The organism is Bacteroides sp. HF-4919, assembly GCF_018860125.1.
Genome location: NZ_JAHKNF010000001.1, coordinates 433718 through 454769, shown reverse-complemented (window position 1 = coordinate 454769; position 21052 = coordinate 433718). Strand labels below are relative to the sequence as shown.

At 51.5% G+C, this 21052-nt stretch carries 15 protein-coding genes; 7 read left to right on the top strand and 8 right to left on the bottom strand.

The window, feature by feature from the left end:
* Positions 1 to 59: 59 nt before the first annotated feature.
* The 6 genes from KO473_RS01975 to KO473_RS01950 all read right to left on the bottom strand — a co-directional run bounded on the left by KO473_RS01975 (position 60) and on the right by KO473_RS01950 (position 11023).
* A complete protein-coding gene (locus KO473_RS01975; protein ID WP_009017938.1) occupies positions 60 to 5891 on the bottom strand; it encodes an N-6 DNA methylase in 5832 nt (1943 codons plus the stop codon).
* Positions 5881 to 6333: a DUF1896 domain-containing protein gene (locus KO473_RS01970; protein ID WP_009292480.1), complete on the bottom strand. Its 453-nt coding sequence runs from the start codon at positions 6331 to 6333 to the stop codon at positions 5881 to 5883. The genes KO473_RS01975 and KO473_RS01970 overlap by 11 nt, the downstream gene beginning before the upstream one ends.
* Before the next feature lie 239 nt (positions 6334 to 6572).
* Positions 6573 to 8663, bottom strand: a complete 2091-nt coding sequence (gene topB / locus KO473_RS01965) for a type IA DNA topoisomerase (RefSeq protein WP_216035078.1) — start codon at positions 8661 to 8663, stop codon at positions 6573 to 6575.
* Positions 8664 to 8725: 62 nt separating this feature from the next.
* Positions 8726 to 10294, bottom strand: coding sequence for a DUF3945 domain-containing protein (locus tag KO473_RS01960; protein ID WP_216035077.1), 1569 nt, complete (start codon positions 10292 to 10294; stop codon positions 8726 to 8728).
* 19 nt (positions 10295 to 10313) lie between these two features.
* Entirely contained in the window at positions 10314 to 10664 is a 351-nt protein-coding gene (locus KO473_RS01955; RefSeq protein ID WP_005861703.1) for a helix-turn-helix domain-containing protein, read from the bottom strand.
* 2 nt (positions 10665 to 10666) lie between these two features.
* A complete protein-coding gene (locus KO473_RS01950; protein ID WP_005861705.1) occupies positions 10667 to 11023 on the bottom strand; it encodes a helix-turn-helix domain-containing protein in 357 nt (118 codons plus the stop codon).
* Between the two features lie 202 nt (positions 11024 to 11225).
* Here KO473_RS01950 and KO473_RS01945 point away from each other — a divergent pair, with 202 nt between their 5' ends.
* Both KO473_RS01945 and KO473_RS01940 read left to right on the top strand, forming a co-directional pair.
* A complete protein-coding gene (locus KO473_RS01945) occupies positions 11226 to 11525 on the top strand; it encodes a helix-turn-helix domain-containing protein (RefSeq protein ID WP_004291426.1) in 300 nt (99 codons plus the stop codon).
* Positions 11526 to 11556: 31 nt separating this feature from the next.
* Entirely contained in the window at positions 11557 to 11862 is a 306-nt protein-coding gene (locus KO473_RS01940) for a helix-turn-helix domain-containing protein (protein WP_005861708.1), read from the top strand.
* A gap of 77 nt (positions 11863 to 11939) precedes the next feature.
* On the opposite strand, the gene KO473_RS01935 is transcribed toward KO473_RS01940, so the two are convergent.
* On the bottom strand, positions 11940 to 12302 hold the full coding sequence (locus tag KO473_RS01935; RefSeq protein WP_005861710.1) for a hypothetical protein: 363 nt from the start codon (positions 12300 to 12302) through the stop codon (positions 11940 to 11942).
* A 12-nt stretch (positions 12303 to 12314) separates the two neighbouring features.
* The gene (locus tag KO473_RS01930; protein WP_005861712.1) at positions 12315 to 13550 is read right to left on the bottom strand and encodes a site-specific integrase; all 1236 of its coding nucleotides are present in this window, start codon (positions 13548 to 13550) and stop codon (positions 12315 to 12317) included.
* A 371-nt stretch (positions 13551 to 13921) separates the two neighbouring features.
* Here KO473_RS01930 and KO473_RS01925 point away from each other — a divergent pair, with 371 nt between their 5' ends.
* From KO473_RS01925 to KO473_RS01905, 5 genes are all read left to right on the top strand, one after another.
* Positions 13922 to 15835, top strand: a complete 1914-nt coding sequence (locus tag KO473_RS01925; protein ID WP_216035076.1) for a HAMP domain-containing sensor histidine kinase — start codon at positions 13922 to 13924, stop codon at positions 15833 to 15835.
* A gap of 106 nt (positions 15836 to 15941) precedes the next feature.
* Positions 15942 to 17681: a bifunctional UDP-sugar hydrolase/5'-nucleotidase gene (locus tag KO473_RS01920; RefSeq protein WP_005819618.1), complete on the top strand. Its 1740-nt coding sequence runs from the start codon at positions 15942 to 15944 to the stop codon at positions 17679 to 17681.
* A gap of 6 nt (positions 17682 to 17687) precedes the next feature.
* Entirely contained in the window at positions 17688 to 18155 is a 468-nt protein-coding gene (locus tag KO473_RS01915) for a GAF domain-containing protein (RefSeq protein WP_005776577.1), read from the top strand.
* 44 nt (positions 18156 to 18199) lie between these two features.
* Positions 18200 to 18538 (top strand): hypothetical protein, encoded by a 339-nt coding sequence (locus KO473_RS01910; RefSeq protein ID WP_005776578.1) that lies wholly within the window; start codon positions 18200 to 18202, stop codon positions 18536 to 18538.
* A 69-nt stretch (positions 18539 to 18607) separates the two neighbouring features.
* On the top strand, positions 18608 to 20899 hold the full coding sequence (locus tag KO473_RS01905) for a TonB-dependent receptor (RefSeq protein ID WP_005819620.1): 2292 nt from the start codon (positions 18608 to 18610) through the stop codon (positions 20897 to 20899).
* The last annotated feature ends 153 nt before the right edge of the window (positions 20900 to 21052 follow it).

Below are 21052 nucleotides of genomic sequence, written 5' to 3'. Positions count from 1 at the left end.
ATTTACTTTTAGACCTTTTGGGATAGCCCCTATTAATACTTCAGATAAAATTCCTAAGGTTATATTTTCAATCCTTTGAACCGGGTTTCCTCCTTGGCATACAGCCCCGGATGCCCAGTTATGGTGTGATTGGGGATAATACTTTCCGATGGATTGCGTATCTGCGGCGGTGCATTTTCGGAATATTGCGCCTGCCTGTTCCGCACATCTTCCGCTTCCGGCTTGACCTGTTGCCCTTCGTTCTCCTTTTCGGCGACTTCGGGCGTGGGCGGCGCAAGTTCCAGTTGTATTTTTCGGTCAAGTGCGGCAAGTTCAGACTTCAATTGTTTCAGTTCTTCCTCCTTCTTCCACACCTTGCCCGCTATCTCCTGCAACTGCGGTATCTCACGTTCCAGCACTTCATTCTTAGTCTTGTACTGGTCGATGATGGAGGGGATGCGCTCCAAAGCGTTGAGGAAATTGCGGGCGGCGGCCAACGGGTCAGCCATTGCCAGATGTCCGTTGTTATAGGTGTACTTGTAGTTCCCCTCTACCACGAAGCGGTTGTCGGTAAACTCCAATCCCTCTTTGAGTATCCTCTCGCTCACCACCTTTATCGGAAAACCGTAAAGTTCTCCGACCTGTGTGTAAAGCCCGCCCGTAGTGGCGTTTTTCGCTATCTCCTGCAAACGCTTTCCGATAACCTTCTCATCGGTGGAATCCACACCGTCCACCTTTATTATATTAAGGCGGTTGCCCTCCCTGTCGGTCTGCGCCACCGAAAGGAAGCGGTTCCAGTCCTCCGTCATGGCATCTATGACAGCCGTGTTGTTACGCAACTCGGCTGTCTTTGACTCCAGCTTGAACTCCGAATCACGCCTGCCCTTGTTGAAAGACTTGCGTTCCCCTTCGAGCGAGGCGATACGTTTTTCCAGTTTCGCCTTGTCCAGCAGGTCGGTGTTGCCGGATAGCAACGCCATGTACTCCGAGAAGTTCATGCCCGATTTTTCGTCCATAGCCCCCTCGTCGATGGTACGTGCACCCATCGCACCGCTTTTAAGCTGGCTGATGAAAGTCTGCTTGCAATGCAGGAGGTTGAACTTGTAGCTGTCCAGTGACTTCTCCACCGCGTAGATTATTACGTCCACGTTGTTCCCGGCGAAATGCTTGGCAATTTCGTTTCCGGCTCTAACTCCGCGTCCGTCACGCTGTTGCAGGTCGGACGGTCGCCACGGTGTATCAAGGTGATGGATAGCCACACACCGTTTCTGTGCGTTCACACCCGTTCCGAGCATGGAGGTGGAGCCGAACAGCACACGCACCGTTCCGGCATTCATGGCGTCTATCACCGCCTTCCGAGCCTTGTCGGTCTTGCACTCCTGAATGAAGCGCACCTCGCTTGGCGGTATGCCGTAGTCCTCCGTCAACTTGCGCTTGATTTCCGAATAGACGTTCCACCCGTCTCCCGGCTGGTATGTCCCCAAATCAGAGAATACGAACTGCGTTCCCTTCTGCGCGTCGTATTTTTGGTAATACTCCGCAATCATCTTGGCACAGTGACTCGCCTTGTTGTCGGGGTGGTCTTCATAATTCGGGTCTATCATACGCATGTCGAGTGCCATCTTGCGGGCATAGTCCGTGGCGATAAGCATCTTCGCCTTTTCCTCCGTTTCCGAAAGCGGCAGTCTGCCCAACAGGGTGGCATCGCCAGTCTTTGCGAACTGCATCAGTTTCTGTATGAAGTCCTCCTGTTCCGGCGTTGGCGGTATGTGGTGCAGTATCTCGTTCTTGGCAGGGCGGTCAACGCCCACATCCTCCGCCGTGCGGTAGTCCGTGATTTCATTATAGAAGGCGGCAAGCTCCGGCACTTTGATGAAGTAGCGGAAACGCTCCTTCTGGACCACATTGTTCGTCACGTTAAATTCAAAATCCGTCGTCTTCTTGGCAAATATCGCCGCCCAAGCGTCAAAACACCTTATGTCCTGCCGTTCCAGCTCCTTCGGGCGCAGGTACTTGAACAGCAGGTACAATTCAGTCAGTGAGTTGCTGATAGTCGTGCCGGAGAGGAAGGTCGCACCCAAGTCTTTTCCTGTGCGCTCCTGTATGGTGCGTATGGCAAAGAGCATGTTAAGTGCCTTCTGGCTTCCCTCGCTGTTTCCCAGCCCCGCCACACGGTCATGGCGCGTGTTGAACGTCAAGTTTTTGAACTGGTGCGATTCATCAATGAAGATGTGGTCGATGCCCATCTGTTTGAAATCCACCACGTCGTCCGTGCGTGACTTTATGGCGTGTTCCACCTTCTCCAGCTTCGCTTCAAGGTTGTGCTTGCGCTTCTCCAGACCTTTCAGCATCGCCCGCGACACGTTCTTTCCCTGCTGGCGCAGCACTTCGAGGTTTTCCTCCACCGTGTCAAGTTCCGCTTGCAGGATGCGTTGCTGCAACTCCGGCGACTGCGGTATTTTGCCGAACTGGTCGTGCGACATGATGACACAATCGTAGTCGTTGTTCTTGATGTTGTTGAAGAAACGCACGCGGTTGGCGGTCGAAAAGTCCTTTTCCGAAGCGTACAGAATACGCGCATTGGGATATGCCGCCTGATAGGTGGCAGCAATCTCCGCGACATTGGCTTTCAACCCGATAATCATCGGCTTGTGCGCCAGGTTCAGACGTTTCATTTCATGCGCTGCAATACACATTATCAGCGTCTTGCCGGTTCCAACCTCGTGGTCGCAAATTCCGCCGCCGTTCTGCTTGAGCATCCAGACGCAATCCATCTGCGAGGGATAGACGCTCCTGATGCCCCGGCTTGCCAGCCCTTTCAGATTGAGGTCGGGGAAAGTCTGGTGCGAGCCGTCATACTTCGGGCGTACGAAACAGTTGAACTTGCGGTTATACATCGTCGTCAGCCGTTCCTTGAACTGCGGCGACTGCTCTTCGAGCCATTCGGAGAAACCGTTTCGTATCTCGTCAATCTTGGCGTTGGCGAGTTGTATTCCCTCGCTGTCGCGCACCTTGATGTCGTTGCCATGCTCGTCCTTGCCGATGGACTTCATCATGTCGGGGCAGGTGTTGTGCAGGGCATGTTTCAGGAGGTGCATACCGTCATAACTGCGGTAATAGCCCTTCACGCAGAACTCGTCCCATATCTTGAAGTTCTTGTGGCTGCACGCCACCGAAAACTCGTCCATGCTTGCGGAGTAGGCGATTTTCACCTCCGTGTCGAACAGACGGCTCATGTAGGCGGCATAGACACCCGTCGGAATCCATCGTTCCCCGAAGTTGAAATCAAGGTCTTCGAAGGCGATGCGCGGCGGTTCGGCGTCTTTCAAGGCTTCCAACGCCTGTTTCACTTCAGGCATACGCTCATTTTCGGGATTGTCACCAATCCAAGCCTCTATGCGTTCCGCCTTCTCTATCACGTTTCCGGCTATGAAACGGTCTTTGATCTCGTAACCGGTCACGAGCGGATTGTAATAGATACGTCCTTGCAGGGCTGTGAGCAACTCCTCCGCCGTGCTGTCGGTTATCTCCCGCATATAGTCGAGATCGACCGTGCCGAACTTGTTGAGCGACGCGGACAGTGCTTCTTCAGGAGAGCCTACGTTGGCATGGCTCTCCACCGCGAAGGAAACGGGACGCTCGAAGATGTCCGCCTTGACAAACTTTCCGTTCTTCACCCGTTCCAGCGAAAGGATGTCACGCCCGCCCGCGTCCATCATCACCAGCTTCACGTTCTGCTTGGCGTTGAGGTTGCCGTAACGCATGACGAACTCATCGTAACAGGTGTTCAGATGCTCACGCCACTGGACATTTGCTTCGTGCAGGTTCGATTCATAGCGGTACAGCCGCTCGTAGGCGTCACGGAGTAAAACATACTGTAACGCCTTCTCCTTCTGGTAGCCTTTCAGGTCGAGCGGCTGGAATGTAGCCCCGTATGGTGTGATGTCCTTCAGATAGCCGATGTTATGACGTCCCCAATCTGTCACTAACGACCCTTCGCGCAGGTGCATCTCCGGCGTGCGGTGGTAGGCACGCGGCGTAAGGTCCACGACTTCCTCCTTCGGCTTTTCCGGTTCGATGTCGGGAAAAAGGGAAGTCGCCACCGCTTCCGGTGGAGCAGCGGTAGCGGCAGGTGTGGCGGCAACCTCCGGCTGTGTTTTCTCCTGCCGGGGGTGTTCACGTGGTACTTCCGGCGTGACCGTCGCAACCGTTCTGTTTTCCTGTTTCTCATTATGCTGCCTTGCCAGCTCCCGAAGTTCCTTCCTGCGCTCCGGCGTGAGTCCCATCATCATCTCGTAGAAGCCGTTGATGGGAGGATTGGTTTCCCAGTCCAGCTTTGCATAGATGTCGTCCGGGTCGGCAGGCTTGGCGGCACTGTCCGCTTTCGCCTCTTTGTTTTCCGTAACATTCTTAGGGGTGGAAGCCGTCGGCACAGCCGTAACATTCTGTGTGGTCTGCACCTGCGACTTGGGCGTAACGCGCCTTGCCGGGCTTTCCTTTTTCGCCGTTTTTTTCTTTTTGGCGGTTTTAGGCTGGCTGACCTCTTCCGTCATGCCCCAGAGGTCGAGCAACGTGAGCTGCACTCCGGCGGAATATTTCGGACGAGGTTCTATCTCCGGCTTTTCCTCTGCGGATTGCGGTTTCTCCGTCGGAGTTTCCACCGCTTGTGCCGGAGGTACCGTTTCCAATTTTATGGCAGGACGCTCCATTTCCTTTTGTACGGCAACCCTCTCTTCCGTTCCCGCCTGCCGGATTGTTCCCGAATACAGGCGCATGGCGAGCCTGTAATGGAAATCCTCGTCAAGCATACGGCGCAAGTCCCCGGCTATGCCTGCGGTCTTGCCCTCGTGCAGATAGACCATAGCGGGTTTCCCGTAGGGGTCTGTGTCAAGTTTCGCCGTCGTATGCACGATGCGTTCCGGGTGGTGGATGAAATAGGCGTTGTCGGTCAGGTCGGTTTTCGTGTCCGTCTGTATCACGGTCATCAGCCGCTCGTCCTGCGACATTTCCTTCTTGCTGAGGTTCTTTTGCAGGACAATCAGGTCACTGCCCACTTCTGTCCCCGCGTTGTCCGTGAACAGGTTGTTGGGCAGGCGTATCGCAGATACCAGATTAGCCTGACTGAACAGCTCGTTACGCACGGAGGTCTTGCTGCTGTTCAATACCCCTTGCGAGGTGATGAACGCCACGATACCGCCGTTACGCACGGCATCCAGTCCTTTGAGAAAGAAATAGTTGTGGATGGCTTTCTGTGCCGATCGTCTGCCGAAGGACCCACTCTTTTCAAATTCCGCGTCGAACACGGCAATGTCACCGAACGGAATGTTGGACATCGCCAAGTCGAAATAATTGTTGAACGGTCTTTCGATTTTCTCAAAACCGCAGGTGCGCGTTTTCTTGTCGGGATAGAGATGCCGCAGGATTGTACCCGTGAGCAGATCCTTCTCGAAAGCCATCACGTCCGCACCGGGGCTGTGCCGTAGCACGGAATCCACGAACACGCCGACACCTGCCGACGGTTCGAGCATACGGGTGGGACGGACGCTGTAATCCGCCAGCACGTCCGCAAGGGTGTCGGTTATCTCTTTGGGGGTGTAGAAAGCGGTCAGCACGGACGCTTTCAGCGAATCCACAAACCGCTTGTACTCCGTTTCGTCATTGCTGTTCTCACGGATAAGCCTGTGCAGCTCCACCGTCGGGGCGAACAGTTCGAGGTCGGATTTCGCCCACCGGACGGCATCCGTCAGTTCCTTCGCAGGGTTGAGGATACATTTCAGACCGCCGAAACCGCAGTACCTTTGGAGTATGGCACGCTCTTCGGTTGTCGCCGTTCTCTGTTCCCTGTCAAGGATGAATGCCGTCCGTATCGCCTCGATGTTGTCCCGCAGTTTCTGTTTGCGGTTAAACGCCATATTCGTCTAAGTAAAGGACGGTTGCCCCCGTCAGCTCCGTGTAGAGCAGGTCGTAATCGGAAGACAGGGCGAAGTTGTCGTCCGAGAGGTCATAGACGGAGAACACGTTGCCGACAAGCGGCAGGAGTTTATGGATAAAGGCTTCACGCTTCTCTTCCGGCACTTCATCGGAAAACTCGTTCTCCACGACTTCGCGGAGGATGTCGTAACGGGAATAACGCAGCCCGCGCAGCAGCGTGTCCATAGCCAGTTCCTGCGCACCGTCGGCGGGATAGCCTTCGAGCCGAGCCTTTTCATACGTTTCGGCGGCACGGTCGGCGCGTTCCCGTATGAAAGCAGTGTCATCAGCCTGTTCAAACTTGTTCGTGCGGAGATAGTCCAGCAGGTACAGACCGTAATAGGAAAAGTCGGCCTGACCCTCGTTTTTCTTCTTGTTGTTCATTACTTTGGAGTTTAGTGGATTGATATTTAACGGGATAATCGGTTGAAAAAAGGAAGAAAAAGGCACTCGGTATCCCTCCGAGTGCCACCACTAAATCCAAAGTATGAGTGTAATCCGGTATTGAAGAACAATTCATTACTCTGAACAAGTGGCAAAGTTAGTGCAAATCGAAGACAATACGAAAAAAACTTGTTTGTTTCTATTGTTGAGATGCAGCCTAACTTATCAAAAGTTAGTGATTATTTCCTTTTTTTCGGATAGGAAGACTTGCATTTCTTTTCCGGGAACACGAACGTCGTGTTATAATCCCCGTCAAAGGCGACTATGGCATCGAAGTTCTTGCCCTGCTTGCTCTTGAAGCCTTTGAGCAGCTTGGTGTGCCCGTCAGTGAGCAGGTCTTTTATTTCATCGTCGGACAGGGTGCGTTCCGCTTTCAGCCGGAACACGAGAAGCCCGCACTCCGTGTTGTCGCAGCGTACCACCTTGCCGTAGAACCGCATCCTGCCCGTGCCGCACTTGGGACACGCGCAACCGGAATCGCGGCTGCCGAAGAGTTTGTCGCATGAGAGCAGTTCGGAGGTAATCTCCCGCGTGTACGCCTCTATCTTTTTGCGGAAGGTATCGGCGGACAGCTCCCCACGCTCGATGCGTGCAAGTTCCTTCTCCCATTCGCCTGTCATGGCGACATCGGCGATGCGCATCGTCTTCACCACGGAATTGAGTGCAAGCCCCTTTTCAGTGGGGACAAGCGATTTCTTGCAGCGTTCCATGTAACCGCGCTTGAAGAGCGTTTCGATGATGGAGGCGCGTGTGGCGGGAGTACCGATGCCGCAGTCCTTCATCGCCTGCCGCAGTGCGTCATCCTCGATTTCCTTGCCCGCCGTTTCCATTGCGGACAGCAGGGTGGCTTCGGTATGTAGCGGCTTGGGCTTGGTCTTCCCTTCTGTGATGGAAGAGGCTTTCAGTGTCAGCGTGTCGCCTTCCTGCCAGCCGGGGATAGTGGTTTCATCCTTGTTTTCCTCGCCATAGACGGCACGCCATCCGGCTTGCCTGATGACGCTGCCTTTCACGGTAAACTCCACTCCGGCACATTCCGCCATGACAGCAGTCACGTCCTTGACGCATTTTTCGGAGAATGCCTCTATCATGCGTCCGGCAATCATCTGATAAATGGTGCTGTCCTCTTTGGAGAGGAAGAGCGGTTTCTCTCCCGTGACGAGCAGGGCATGGTGGTCTGTTACCTTGCCGTCATCCACGCTGCGGCGTGTCGGGATGGCTTTTGCCCGCACCTTGTCTTTCCATTCGGGCTGCGTGCCGATAAAGGCGAGCAGCTTGGGGATTTCAGCGAACACGTCTTCGGGGATGTAGCGGCTTCCCGTTCTCGGATAGGTTATCAACTTCTTCTCGTAGAGCTTCTGCGCGATTTCAAGCGTCTGTTCCGCCGTGAAGCCGTGCTTGGCGTTGGCTTCTTTCTGGAGCGTGGTCAGGTCGTACAGCAACGGGGTATCCTCCGTTTTCTCCTTGCGCTCGGCTTTCGTTACCGTTGCGAAGCCTGTCGCCTTTACCTTATTATATAGCTCCGTTGCCGGTTCTTTCGACTTCCATTTTTCAGAGGATGAGAATTTCACGACCTTGCCGTCGCAACCGTCCGTTGCGATATGGAGCTGCCAGAAGGCTTCGGGCGTGAAACGGCGGTTCTCCCAGTAGCGTTCACACACCATCGCCAGCGTGGGTGTCTGCACCCGTCCGACGGAATACGTGCCGTGTCCGGCGGCGATGGAGAGTGCCTGCGTGCCGTTGATGCCCACGAGCCAGTCGGATTCGCTTCGCGCTTTGGCGGCGAGGTATAGGTTGTCATACTTGCCGCCGTCTTCGAGGTTGCGCAATCCCTCGCGGATAGCCTTGTCGGTGAGCGAGCTTATCCACAGGCGCACGAAAGGAGTGGTACTGCCCGTGTAGTGGTAGAGGTAGCGGAAGATAAGTTCACCCTCGCGTCCGGCATCGGTCGCCACGATGATTTGTTCGCTTGCATCGAACAGTCTTTTGATGACTTTTATCTGCGACACCACGCCGCTGTCGGGCTTGTAGCCCTTCTCTGTCCTGACCTGACGGGGGACGAGCGTGAAGGTGTCGGGGATAATCGGGAGGTTGTCACGGACGAATCCGCGCACGCCGTAGCCGTCAGGCATGGCAAGCTGGACGAGGTGTCCGAATGCCCATGTCACGGCATAGCCGCCTCCTTCGAAATATCCTTCCTCTCTTTTTGTCGCGCCCACGATGCGGGCGATTTCACGTGCCACGGAGGGCTTTTCTGCAATGATTGTCTTCATGTTTTCTTGCTTTTGTTGTTGATACTTTGGATTTTATTTTGGATTCAGTGGCGGACACGGGATTACATTTTCATGCCCTTGCCCGTTTTCTTCGGTTTGTCCTGCTGCTGTTGCTGGCGGGCGGTCCTCGGGGCTGTCTGACCTTTCTGCAAAGGCTCTTTCAGGTTCTTTGTCGCCTCGTTGGTCTTGCCCTCGTTGTTCACCGCCACCTGCGTGCGGCTCTCGTTGGACGGGGCGACCTGCTGCCCGACATCGGGGTTCGTGTCGTAGCGGTATGGGCGTCCCTTCTCCGGGTTGAACTTGATATACATCGTGGCATGGAAGCCCTGCTTGTCGGTCACGTTCTCCAGCTTCACGGCCTTGCCCGCCACATAGTCGGCTTTCTGCTGTTCGGTGAAGTTCACGCCGCTCCATTTGCTGATGGGGCGGATGCTGCCGTCCTCGTTCGTCCACGTGTTGCGGCGTTGCTCCTTCTTGGTCTGGTCGGCATTTTCCCCGCCTTGCGCCTGATTTTTCGAGGTGTCGCCTTTGGTTTCCTGCGTCTGTGCGGTACGGGGTGACTTGCCGGTTCCCGGCACGAACTCCACGCCGCGCTGCTCCACGTTCACTTGCAGGGTGGTGACGAACTTCCTGCCATCGTTGCGCTCGATGAGCTTGTCGCGCACGGGCAGTCCGGCGCGGAGCATGTCCCGTTCCTGCGCGGTGATTTCCGTCTTGCCGATGCGCTCCGGGATGCGCACCTTGCTCGCCGGAATGTCCGTGATTTCATTCGTCTTGCGGTCGATGCTGATGTAGGAGGGGATGATTTCGCCCGTTTCCCTGTCCACAATGTCCACGACCCTGCCGAGGTTGCCCGTTTCGCGGAGGTTCTTCCGGTCATTGTCGGAGAATTTGTGTTCCTTGTACTCATCTAACTTCTGCTCCTTGCGGATGAAGTGCGGCACGAGGCTGACATTCCCCTCGCCGTCCTTCTTGAAGGAGAGGCGGGCGTCCAGCTCGAACGATTCGCCGCCGAAGGTCGGTTTGACCTTCACCAAGTCGGACTTGCCGTAGTGGAGCATCTTCGTAAGGTCACCGGACTTTTCAAGGTCGTCACGCTTCACGCCCCATCTGTCCTCCAGTTCCTGCCAGTTGATTTTACTCTCGTCGATGGGCCGGTAGCCCCGTTTGCCCTGCGTCTGTTCGGAATTGTCCTGTTGCTGTTCTTTCTGTTGTTCCATGTTCTCCTGTTTTTGAGGTTCTTGTTTCTCTGTCTGTTGCGCAGCTTGCTCTTCCATCACCTGCTGTTGATAGGGGAAGGTGTCGATTTTGTGCGGTGCGAGGATTTGTTTGTTCTGGTACGGATGCTGGAGCAGGTCTTTCATCACGCCCAGCATGGAATCCACTTGGTCCGCCGCGATGCGGTAGAAACCGAAGCGGCTGGGTTCCTTGCACTGCCGGAAGAAGTTCTTGAAGAAGTTGTCCAGCACGTCGCCATGTCGGTCGAATTGCAGGAAACTCTGCGCGTTCTCCGCTTTCGCGGGGGTGCGTTTAGGTGTACCGTCTGCGTTCAGCCCGGCTACCACGCTAATCTCGCCCGTCTTCTCGTCACGGACTACCAGCACGTCCTTTTCGTCTTTTTTCTTTGCCATCTAAAAATGTTTTAATGGGTTATTTATGAAAGAAATTATGGATACGAGCCTTGTAGAAGGCTATATCTTCTTTTTTGAAGTCCTTGATATGGTTGGAAAGGAATGTCAGCACATCCTCCTCGCTGTAATAGGTTTTCTTGCCCAGTGTCTTGTAGGGCAATGCACCGACGCTGCGGTAGCGTTGCAGTGTGCGCTTGCTTATCTGGAGCAGCATGCACAGGTCCTGATTGTCGAAAAGGTGGATGCTTTCCGTGAGGGCGGGCTGTCGTTCCTCCGTCTTTATTGCCAGCAGCAGTTCGTCCTGACGGTCGAGCCGTTCCATCAGCTTCTGCATCCAGCCCTCGAAGATGTTTCGTGTGAGCAGTTCCATAGCTATGTCCTCCTTCCTTTGGGTGTGCCTCCCGTTCGTAGCGTGTGGTTGCGTTTCAGCTCCTGCGGTGTCGCGGCGTCCTCGTTGACGGTACACTCATCAAGCAGGCGGTCGATTTCAGACTGCCGGTAGCGGCATTTACCGCGAAGCACGACATAGACGATGCGTTGCTCGCTGCGCATACGCTGGAGGGTGCGGGTACTCACGTTAAGCAGCTGCGCCGCCTCGCGTGTGGTGAGCAACCTGTCGGACGATGCCGCTTTCTTGTCGCCGGAGGCGGCACGGACGTGTGCCGCAATCTCCGCTATCTGTTCCGTCAATGACCGGAAGACGGAACTTTCCATCGTTATCACTTTCATATTCAGTCCTTTCTTTTTGTTTCTGCGGCAAAATTCGGCAATAAACAAAAGGGGCTTTAACAACTCACTACGTGACTCACGTAAGATTTTTACGGAAGATGGCTCCATAACCCGGTCAAACGGCGCAACAGGCAGCCTTTCAGCGGAAAACGGTACGTGTTAAGGGCTGCATCGTTACCTTTGCGGGCAAACCGGTAATTGCATGAATATGGAAATAGTATCTATCGAGAAAAAGACTTTCGAGATGATGGTGGCGGCATTCGGCGCACTCTCGGAGAAGGTCGCCGCCCTGAGGCGCAAAAGCGACACGGGGCGCATGGAAAGATGGCTCACGGGCGAGGAGGTCTGCGGGCAGTTGAGAATAAGCCCGCGCACGTTGCAGACGCTGCGCGACAGGCGGCTTATCGGCTACTCGCAGATAAACCGCAGGTTCTATTACAAGCCGGAGGAGGTGAAGCGGCTGATACCGCTTGTCGGCACGCTCTATCCGCATGGCAGATGATTTGATTTATTCACCCACTGAATCCGAAGTTATGATGAACGAGACCAACGATGTTTTTACGATGGAAGACGAGCCGATAGCCTCTGTGATGCAGGATATGCGCAAAGGCTCTAAATGGCTGTCCGCATTTCTGGAAAGTTACCGTCCTCCGCTGGACGGGGAGCGTTACCTGACGGACGGCGAGGTGGCGGAACTGCTCCGTGTGAGCCGACGCACCTTGCAGGAATACCGCAACAACCGCGTGTTGCCTTTTATCCTTTTGGGAGGGAAGGTGCTTTACCCGGAAACGGGGCTGCGCGAGGTGCTGGAAGCGAACTACCGCAAGCCGCTGGAGTGAGGCGGTTGCATGAAAAAGTAAACGGGCGACACCTTTTGTGGTGCTGCCCGTTTACTTGTCTTATGGGGAATCTGTTTTTAACAGTACCCGACCTTTCCGTTCTGAATGAACATCACGTATGCCTGCCGGTTATCTTTTGAGAGTGCCTTTCCCACCAGCCATGTGCGGAACAGGTGGGTGTTGTAGGTGTTCAGCCGGAAAGCGACCGGGATGATGATTTCAAGCGCGTACACGTCCGCGTACAGCCCGTTTTCAAGCTGCATGTAGCGACACAACTCGTAGTCGTTAAGCACGTCCGACTTGCGGACTGCTTTGATGGCAGCGTTCACTGCCGGGACGGTCGTATGGAACAGTCCGGCGATTTCGGTGGCGGTCATCCACACTTCGTTACCGGTTACGCTGACCGCCTTGTCCTCTATGATGATTATGTCACGCTTCATGGCTTCTCTTTTTTAGATGGTACAACCTGCAAATTCCTCAATGCCGTTCAACCTTGCCGCAAGGATCTCCATGTCTTGATTGAGTTTTTCTTTGGTTATCTTCGCGTAAATCTGCGTTGTCTTTATGCTCTTGTGTCCGAGCATAGAACTGACCGTTTCGATGGGTACGCCGTTGGAGAGAAATACCGTTGTGGCCGCCGTGTGGCGGCTCTGATGCCACGTGATATGCTTGGTGATGCCGCAACGCTTGGCGACGGCACGGATACCGGCAAGGCACGTGTTGTAATGCGGGACGGGAAATATCCTGCCGTTCTCGCACAGTCCACGGTATTTGCCGATTATGCGGTTGGCGATGTCAAGCAGGCGGATGTTGGACACCACGCCCGTTTTCTGGCGGTTGATGTTTATCCACTCGTGTTCATCGAAATAGGTGCGGATATTCTCTTCCGTGAGGTTGCGCATATCCGAGAATGACAATCCGGTGAAAGCGCAGAACAGGTAGAGGTCACGGTACAGTTCCTGTTTGGCGTTTTTCAGTTTGCCCTCCATCAGCAGGCGGATTTCCTCTTTGGTAAGGAAACTGCGTGTCGTTTCCTCCTTCTTGATTTCATACTCGCGGAACGGGTCGCGCGTCAGCCACTCGTTGTTGATGGCGATGAATACCATCGTCCGTAGCGGGCAGACGTACAACCAGACGGTATTGGTGCAACAGTGCTTGTCCGTGCGCAGGAACATCTCGAAGTCGGAGATGAAAGCCGGGGTAAGCTCTTTCAGGGCGATGTCCTTCACATGGTAGCGGATGTCGAGGAACTCTTGCAGGTGCTTGTAAACGATACGGTACTTTTCCAGTGTGCCTTTGGCTTTCATGCCTGCCTCCACCTGTTTCTCATAGTCCTCGTTGTGCTGGCGGAACACCTGCATCAGCGTGTGATAGCGGTGTTCCAGTCCGAGAAAGGCGTTTTTCACCTTTTCCGCCGTGACGAAGTTGTCACGCTCCATGATTTCCTGATAGTGTCTGTTGATGCGTACCCGCATTTTGTCAAGCATACGGTTCGCTTCGAGTGCCGCCGTGCTTCTGCCCGTGACACGTCCCCCTTTGGTGTCCCACAGTTTCGGATCGACAGTCAGCTTGCAGCTGAACTGCGTCTGGCTGCCGTCCACCGTGATGCGTCCCATGACGGGAACTGTCCCGTCTTTTTTCACTACCTGACGCTTGAGGTAGTAGATTACTGAAAATGTACTCTTCATCGTCCTTAATTTTTTTGGTTTCAAAATTAGTTGGTGAAGAGTCCGGTGTCGGTACGCAAAACGGGGAGGAACGGCGCAATCTTTTTCCGTAAGCAAATTTTTCGCGTGAGTTGTCGGTAACTCACTATTCCTTAGCGTCTTGTTTCGTCATCCGTACCCGTTTGTCGCATTTTCGGGCATGGTTACGAACAAGTAACGTTGCGGCGTCAGGATTTGGCTTTGGCAGGGATTGTAATGGCTTCACGAATTTTCGCCACTTCAACTAAAACCCTTGTAACTCAATTCTATCACTATATCTTTCCGCATTTCACTTTTTTGTAGTAACTTTGCGCTATTAAAAAACGGATACACACACTCTAAAACAGATGAATATGCCGGTATCATTTAAATATACTCTTTTTCTGCTCCTGATAGTTATTAGCTGTTGCCGTCCCTTGACGGGATATGCCGCTACCGGAGAGAAACCAATCCTTATGACCTGTTCGTACAATCCGGGAGCGTATCCAACTTCGGCCAATGTTTCCGACTTTATGGATGAATATGATAGGCTGGGGGGTAAAAGGGGAGTGGTCATTGAAAATATGAACTGTAAGAGCTTCTCTGATTTTCCTCGCTGGAAAGGGGTGATGAGAGACATTTTAGATAAATACCGGGGGAATCAGGAGCCGGCGTTGATTATTCTGTTCGGACAGGAGGCATGGGCCTCTTATTTGTCACTGAACGATTCGGTGACAGGGGAAGTGCCCGTGTTGTGCGCACTGACCAGCCGGAATGTGGTACTACTTCCGGATGATGAAAAAGATTTGGTACACTGGATGCCGGAATCATCCGATTTTTATGAAGATAATCTGAAACGGCAGGTACGTGGCGGATTTATGTACGAATATGACATTGCATCGAACATCCGCATGATCCGGGCTATCTATCCGGATACAAAGAATATCGCTTTTATATCGGACAATACTTATGGGGGTGTCACTTTGCAGGCGCATGTGCGGAGGGAGATGAAACAGTTTCCTGAACTGAACCTGATTCTGCTGGACGGGCGCGAACACACCATTTATACCATTGTGGACGAACTTCGGAAACTGCCGAAACATACGGCTGTACTAATAGGCACGTGGAGGGTGGACAAGAACGAAGGCTATTTTATGAGGAATGCCACGTATTCGATGATGGAAGCGATTCCGGACATACCGACATTTACAGCTACTTCCATCGGACTGGGTTATTGGGCTGTCGGAGGGGTAGTGCCTGCTTTCCGGACATTTGGTAAAGAGCTGGCGGCGGAAACAGTCCGGTTGTTGGAAAATCCCGGAGATACGACACTACGGGTGGAAGTGGTAGGCACGGAAGCACTACTGGATAGTAAAAAAGTGAAGGAACAGAAGATAAACGTGGCTGCATTGCCTATGGCGGTGAAGCTGGTAAACGAATCACCTTCTTTCTATCGGCAATACCGGTATCAGATCTGGGGTGGAGTAGGCGTTCTGTGTGTCTTGGTTATGGGACTGCTGATTTCTATCTATTTCTATCTGCGGACGAAACGGCTGAAGGATGATTTGGAACGTTCGCAGGCGGATTTGTATGAAGCGAAAGACCGGGCGGAAGAATCGAATCGGTTGAAAAGTGCTTTCCTTGCTAATATGAGCCATGAGATACGGACACCATTGAACGCGATCGTGGGCTTTTCGGACGTGTTGGCTTCGGGTGGAAGCTCGGACGAGGATCAGCGGAATTATTTCAGAATTATCCAGTCGAACTCCGATTTGTTGTTACGGCTGATTAATGATATACTCGATCTTTCGAGGTTGGAGGCAGATAAAGTGACGCTGACTCCGGAAGACTGTGACGTGGTTCAGCTATGCAGGCAGGCGTTGTCGTCGGTAGAGATGTCGCGCCGGGAATCGGGTAACCGGTTTGTTTTTGAAACCAAGATCGACTCTTTTGTTTTACAGGTAGATGTTCAGCGTTTGCAGCAGGTGCTTATCAATTTGCTGACGAATGCGGCGAAGTTTACCAAAAACGGTACAATCACATTGCAGTTTGAAGTAGACAGGGAGAAGAAGCGGGTATTGTTTGCTGTGGCGGATACGGGCTGCGGCATTCCGAAAGAGAAACAGAAGCAGGTGTTCGAACGGTTTGAGAAGCTGAACGAATATGCTCAAGGTACCGGACTGGGACTCTCTATCTGTAAGCTGACAGTAGATAAGTGGGGTGGCAGTATCTGGATTGATCCTGACTATGAAAGAGGGGCGAGGTTTGTAGTTTCGCATCCGTTGTAAGAAAAAGAGACTGTCACAGGGTCACACAGAGTTTATTCTCTATTTAAATCCTCTCAGTGAGCCTCTGTGTGACTCTGTGGTGAATCAAATTTAAAACATTATTATGATGAAAAGATTGATTTGTATTTATGCTTTCTTGCTTTGCCTGGTATGTGTATTGCCGGCACAAGAGAGAGAGGTGAAACTCAAGATTGTGCAGACCAGCGATGTACATGGTAATTACTTCCCTTATAATTTTATCACTCAGCAAGAGTGGGGCGGAAGCCTTGCACGCGTGTATGCGTTGGTGCAGAAGAATCGGGAAGTTTATAAAGAGAACCTTATTTTGCTGGATAACGGAGATATTCTGCAAGGACAGCCTTCGGCTTACTACTATAATTATATAGATACGGTGACACCACATGTCTGTGCCGAAATGATGAACTTTATGGGATACGATGCCGGAAACATGGGAAATCATGATGTAGAAACGGGACGCCCTGTATTCGACCGTTGGATCGGTGAGTGTAACTTTCCGGTGCTGGGGGCTAATATTATCGAAACGGCTACGGGCAAGACCCATCTTCCTCCCTATCAAGTGTTGGAACGTGACGGGGTGAAAATTGTGATATTGGGCATGATTACGCCGGCTATTCCCGCTTGGTTGTCGGAGAACCTGTGGCAGGGGTTGCGATTCGACGATATGGAGGAGACAGCACGGAAGTGGATGAAAGTGATCCGTGAGAAGGAAAAACCGGATTTGGTGATCGGGCTGTTTCATGCAGGGCAGGATGCTTTTGTGATGTCGGGTAAGTATAACGAGAATGCATCGTTGAATGTGGCGAAGAATGTGCCGGGATTCGATATGGTACTGATGGGGCATGACCATGCCAAGGAGTGCAAAAAGATAGTGAACGTTGCGGGTGACTCCGTGCTGGTGATTGATCCGGCAAGCAACGGGATCGTAGTGTCGGACATTGATGTGACACTGAAATTGAAAGACGGTAGAGTGGTGAGCAAACAGATAGACGGGGTATTGACGGATACAAAAGAATATGGTGTAAGTGAAGCCTTTATGAGACATTTTGCAGTGCAATATGGTGCGGTAGAGAAGTTTGTTTCGAAGAAAATCGGTGTGTTTACGGAAGACCTGTCTACTCGTCCGGCCTATTTCGGCTCTTCGGCATTTATCGACTTTATCCATTCGCTGCAACTCGACATCTCGGGGGCAGACATTTCGTTTGCTGCTCCGCTCTCGTTTGATGCTGAGATAAAGAAAGGAGATATTCACGTGAGCGACATGTTCAATCTGTATAAGTATGAAAACATGCTTTATGTGATGAAGCTGTCAGGGAAAGAGATTAAAGACTTCCTGGAAGAATCTTATTATATGTGGACGAATCAGATGAAGTCGCCGGAAGATCATTTGCTGTGGTTGAAGGAGAAACGTACGGCGGGTGCCGAAGACCGGGCCTCGTTCCAGAATTTCAGCTTTAACTTCGATTCGGCTGCCGGAATCATTTATACAGTGGATGTGACTAAACCGAAAGGAGAGAAAGTGACCATCGTCAGCATGGCAGACGGTGCTCCGTTCCGAATGGATCATATATATAAGGTAGCACTGAACTCTTACCGTGGCAACGGCGGTGGAGAACTACTGACAAAGGGATCGGGAATTCCACAAGAAAAGCTGAAAGAGCGTATCATATTCTCAACGGATAAAGATCTCCGTTTTTATCTGATGCAGTATATCGAAAAGAAAGGCACACTGAATCCCCGTGCGCTGAACCAGTGGAAATTTATTCCCGAAGAGTGGGTGAAGCCCGCTGCAGAGAGGGATTATGAATATCTGTTTGGAACTAAATAATAGAATATGGCTGAAGAACTTACATTTATATCGGGCAGCAAAGAGGAACAATATCTCTCTTTGTTGCCTCAGGTAAAGGCTCTGATAGAGGGGGAAGAGGACCTGGTTGCCAATTTGGCTAATGTAGCTGCTGTCTTGAAGGAAGCTTTCGATTTTTTCTGGGTAGGTTTTTATCTGGTGAAGCAGGACCGGCTGGTACTGGGACCGTTTCAGGGACCGGTGGCCTGTACGCGCATTCGAAAAGGTAAAGGAGTTTGCGGCACGGCCTGGGAGGAAGCTAAAACCCAGTTGGTTCCGGATGTGGAAGCTTTCCCGGGACATATTGCTTGCAGCTCGCTTTCCAGATCGGAAATTGTGGTTCCACTGATAAAGGAAGGTAGGGTATGGGGAGTGTTGGACATAGACAGTGATCTCCTGAATTTCTTTGATGAAACCGACCGGAAATATCTGGAAGAAATGTGTAGATACTTATGAAAATAATAACTATCTTTGCCGACTTAAAAATAAGAGTGCAATAGGTGGGATACATCAAAAGAGTTCTATTATCGTTTCTGTTGTTGACGCTGTTCGTGACGTACCAGGTGAGCATTACGATGTTTACCCATGTGCATTACGTAAACGGTGTAATGATTGCGCACTCTCACCCCTATAAAGGTACTCACTCACATTCTACATCTAATATTGTTGTTATTGCCCATTTTGCCACATTCCATTCGCTGGAAGCCCATGTGCAATATGATTTTACACCCGAACGGCCGGTGCTGTTTACGGTAGAGATACCTGAGAGTATACCGGTGACAACTGAAACACATTTACGGGTAATTTCTTTGCGTGCCCCTCCGGCCGAACAGGCTTAAACTAAATTTAGGGGGAGAGCCCCTTTCCGTTTCTTTTACTCTTTTATATATCATAGCTAATAACAAACAATGAAAAATTATATAGTTATGCTTGTGCTTGCGTGTGTAAGCATGAGTTTGTATGCAGTCAATCCGATTAAAGAAGGTAATATGATTGCCGGACACGTTATTGTGAAAGGCACTGAAGAAAGCATTCCGTTCGCAACGGTAATGATATTGGGGACCAACCGTGGTGCGGTATCCAATGAAGAAGGGCAGTTTGAATTTCGTAAGTTGGCTGCCGGGAAATATACACTCCGTGTACAGGTAATGGGGTATAAAACACAGGAAAAAACAATCACGGTCAGTGCAGAGGCCACATCGGTGGTTCATTTCCAGATGGAAGAAGAAAGTTTTATGACAGATGAAGTGGTTGTCTCGGCCAACCGGAATGAGGTGAGCCGGAAGGCGGCGCCGGTGGTGGTGAACGTGATGAGCGCCAAGCTTTTTGAAACGGTGAATTCTACCGACCTGGCGAAGTCGCTTAATTTTCAATCAGGGCTGCGGGTAGAGAACAATTGTCAGAACTGCGGTTTTCCGCAAGTACGTATCAATGGATTGGAAGGTCCTTACTCGCAAATTCTGATTAATAGCCGTCCTATCATCAGCGCATTGTCGGGAGTGTATGGGCTGGAACAGATTCCGGTAAATATGATCGAACGTGTGGAAGTGGTGCGCGGAGGTGGATCGGCTCTGTTTGGGGCCAATGCTGTGGGAGGTACAATCAATATTATTACAAAAGATCCGATAAACAATTCTTTTCAGGTGGCAAGCACGATGTCTAATATGAATGGTAAGTCGTGGGAGCAATATATGGGAGGAAACGTTTCTCTGGTTGCGAAAGATAATTCGTACGGTATCGCTTTGTATGAGACATACCGAAATCGTAATCCTTATGATGCGGACGGGGATGGTTTTTCGGAACTGGGCAAATTGAATATGAATACTTTCGGGATGCGTGCATACTATCGTCCCAACTATTTCAGCCGCATCAATGTGGAGTATCACACAACAAATGAATTTCGCCGGGGTGGCAATAAATTCAATTTACAACCTCACGAATCGGATATTACCGAACAAACAAAACATATTATCAATAGCGGAGGATTAAGTTATGACCGTTATTGGGGAGAGAAGCATAAGATGTCTGTATATGGATCTATCCAGCATACGGATCGCAACAGCTATTACGGTGCTCAACGGGATATGAACGCGTATGGTAAAACAAACGATCTGACTTGGGTAGTGGGAGGTATGTATGTGGGAAATATGGACCGTTGTCTTTTTGCCCCTGCTACATTTACAGGTGGTGTAGAGTATCAGAATAACTCTCTGCACGATGTGATGACCGGGTATCATCGTGACATGCAGCAGGATGTCCGTATTGCCGGAGGATTTGTACAGAACGAATGGCGCTTGAACCGCTGGACCATGCTCGTGGGAGCACGTCTGGACAAGCATAACCTGATCGATCATCCGATCTTTAGCCCGCGTGTGAATTTTCTATATAAGCCGAGCGATAATTTGCAGGCACGTCTGACATACTCTACCGGCTTCCGGGCACCACAAGCATACGATGAAGACTTGCACGTAACGGCTGTAGGGGGTGAAGGAGTACAGATCCGGTTAGCCGACGGACTTCGTGAAGAGCGCTCCAACAGTTTCAGCGGTTCGGTGGATTGGTCGTTCCCAATGGGACACTGGCAGTCTAATATTCTTCTGGAAGGTTTTTATACTGATCTGCATCATGTATTTGTGCTCGAGGATATCGGTCTGGACGAGAATGGAGATAAGATAAAGGAGCGCCGGAATGGCAGCGGGGCGAAAGTATATGGTGTCAATCTGGATGCGAAGGTAGCTCACGGGCGTGAGGCACAGTTGCAATTGGGATTTACAGTGCAACGCAGCAGATACAACCGGGCAGAGATATGGACCAGTGAAGGGGAAGAGGAACAGACAACGAAACGGATGCCTCGTACACCGGATTATTACGGTTATTTCACTTTCACGTCGGCACCGTTGAAGAGCTTTGACTTTTCACTTTCCGGTACTTATACCGGTAAGATGATTGTGCCGCATATGGCGGGATACATCGAGAAGTCGCGTATGGAGCACACCCCGCAGTTTGTGGACCTTAATCTGAAACTGAACTATACTTTTGTGCTGAAAGATCATATCAAGATGCAGGTGAACGGTGGAGTACAAAATATATTCAATAGTTTCCAAAAGGACTTGGATAAAGGAGAGTTCCGGGATGCAGGTTACTTTTACGGACCGACTCAGCCGCGGACTTATTTTGTGGGAATAAAGATAATGAATTAAATCCAGGGTTCACCACAGAGCCTCACAGAGTTTTATCGAGAAGAAATAGGAAAAACTCTGTGGGGCTCTGTCTATTTTATGGTGAACTCGTTTTTACTTATCAGGTATTCGTCGGAATGTTTTTATTCATATCTTTGTGATGTTACATTTGAA

What these genes read in the sequence shown, in the direction of transcription:
- KO473_RS01975 (WP_009017938.1), bottom strand. Translation starts at nt 5,891, where the DNA reads ATGGCGTTTAACCGCAAACAGAAACTGCGGGACAACATCGAGGCGATA.
- KO473_RS01970 (WP_009292480.1), bottom strand. Translation starts at nt 6,333, where the DNA reads ATGAACAACAAGAAGAAAAACGAGGGTCAGGCCGACTTTTCCTATTAC.
- topB (WP_216035078.1), bottom strand. Translation starts at nt 8,663, where the DNA reads ATGAAGACAATCATTGCAGAAAAGCCCTCCGTGGCACGTGAAATCGCC.
- KO473_RS01960 (WP_216035077.1), bottom strand. Translation starts at nt 10,294, where the DNA reads ATGGCAAAGAAAAAAGACGAAAAGGACGTGCTGGTAGTCCGTGACGAG.
- KO473_RS01955 (WP_005861703.1), bottom strand. Translation starts at nt 10,664, where the DNA reads ATGGAACTGCTCACACGAAACATCTTCGAGGGCTGGATGCAGAAGCTG.
- KO473_RS01950 (WP_005861705.1), bottom strand. Translation starts at nt 11,023, where the DNA reads ATGAAAGTGATAACGATGGAAAGTTCCGTCTTCCGGTCATTGACGGAA.
- KO473_RS01945 (WP_004291426.1), top strand. Translation starts at nt 11,226, where the DNA reads ATGAATATGGAAATAGTATCTATCGAGAAAAAGACTTTCGAGATGATG.
- KO473_RS01940 (WP_005861708.1), top strand. Translation starts at nt 11,557, where the DNA reads ATGATGAACGAGACCAACGATGTTTTTACGATGGAAGACGAGCCGATA.
- KO473_RS01935 (WP_005861710.1), bottom strand. Translation starts at nt 12,302, where the DNA reads ATGAAGCGTGACATAATCATCATAGAGGACAAGGCGGTCAGCGTAACC.
- KO473_RS01930 (WP_005861712.1), bottom strand. Translation starts at nt 13,550, where the DNA reads ATGAAGAGTACATTTTCAGTAATCTACTACCTCAAGCGTCAGGTAGTG.
- KO473_RS01925 (WP_216035076.1), top strand. Translation starts at nt 13,922, where the DNA reads ATGCCGGTATCATTTAAATATACTCTTTTTCTGCTCCTGATAGTTATT.
- KO473_RS01920 (WP_005819618.1), top strand. Translation starts at nt 15,942, where the DNA reads ATGAAAAGATTGATTTGTATTTATGCTTTCTTGCTTTGCCTGGTATGT.
- KO473_RS01915 (WP_005776577.1), top strand. Translation starts at nt 17,688, where the DNA reads ATGGCTGAAGAACTTACATTTATATCGGGCAGCAAAGAGGAACAATAT.
- KO473_RS01905 (WP_005819620.1), top strand. Translation starts at nt 18,608, where the DNA reads ATGAAAAATTATATAGTTATGCTTGTGCTTGCGTGTGTAAGCATGAGT.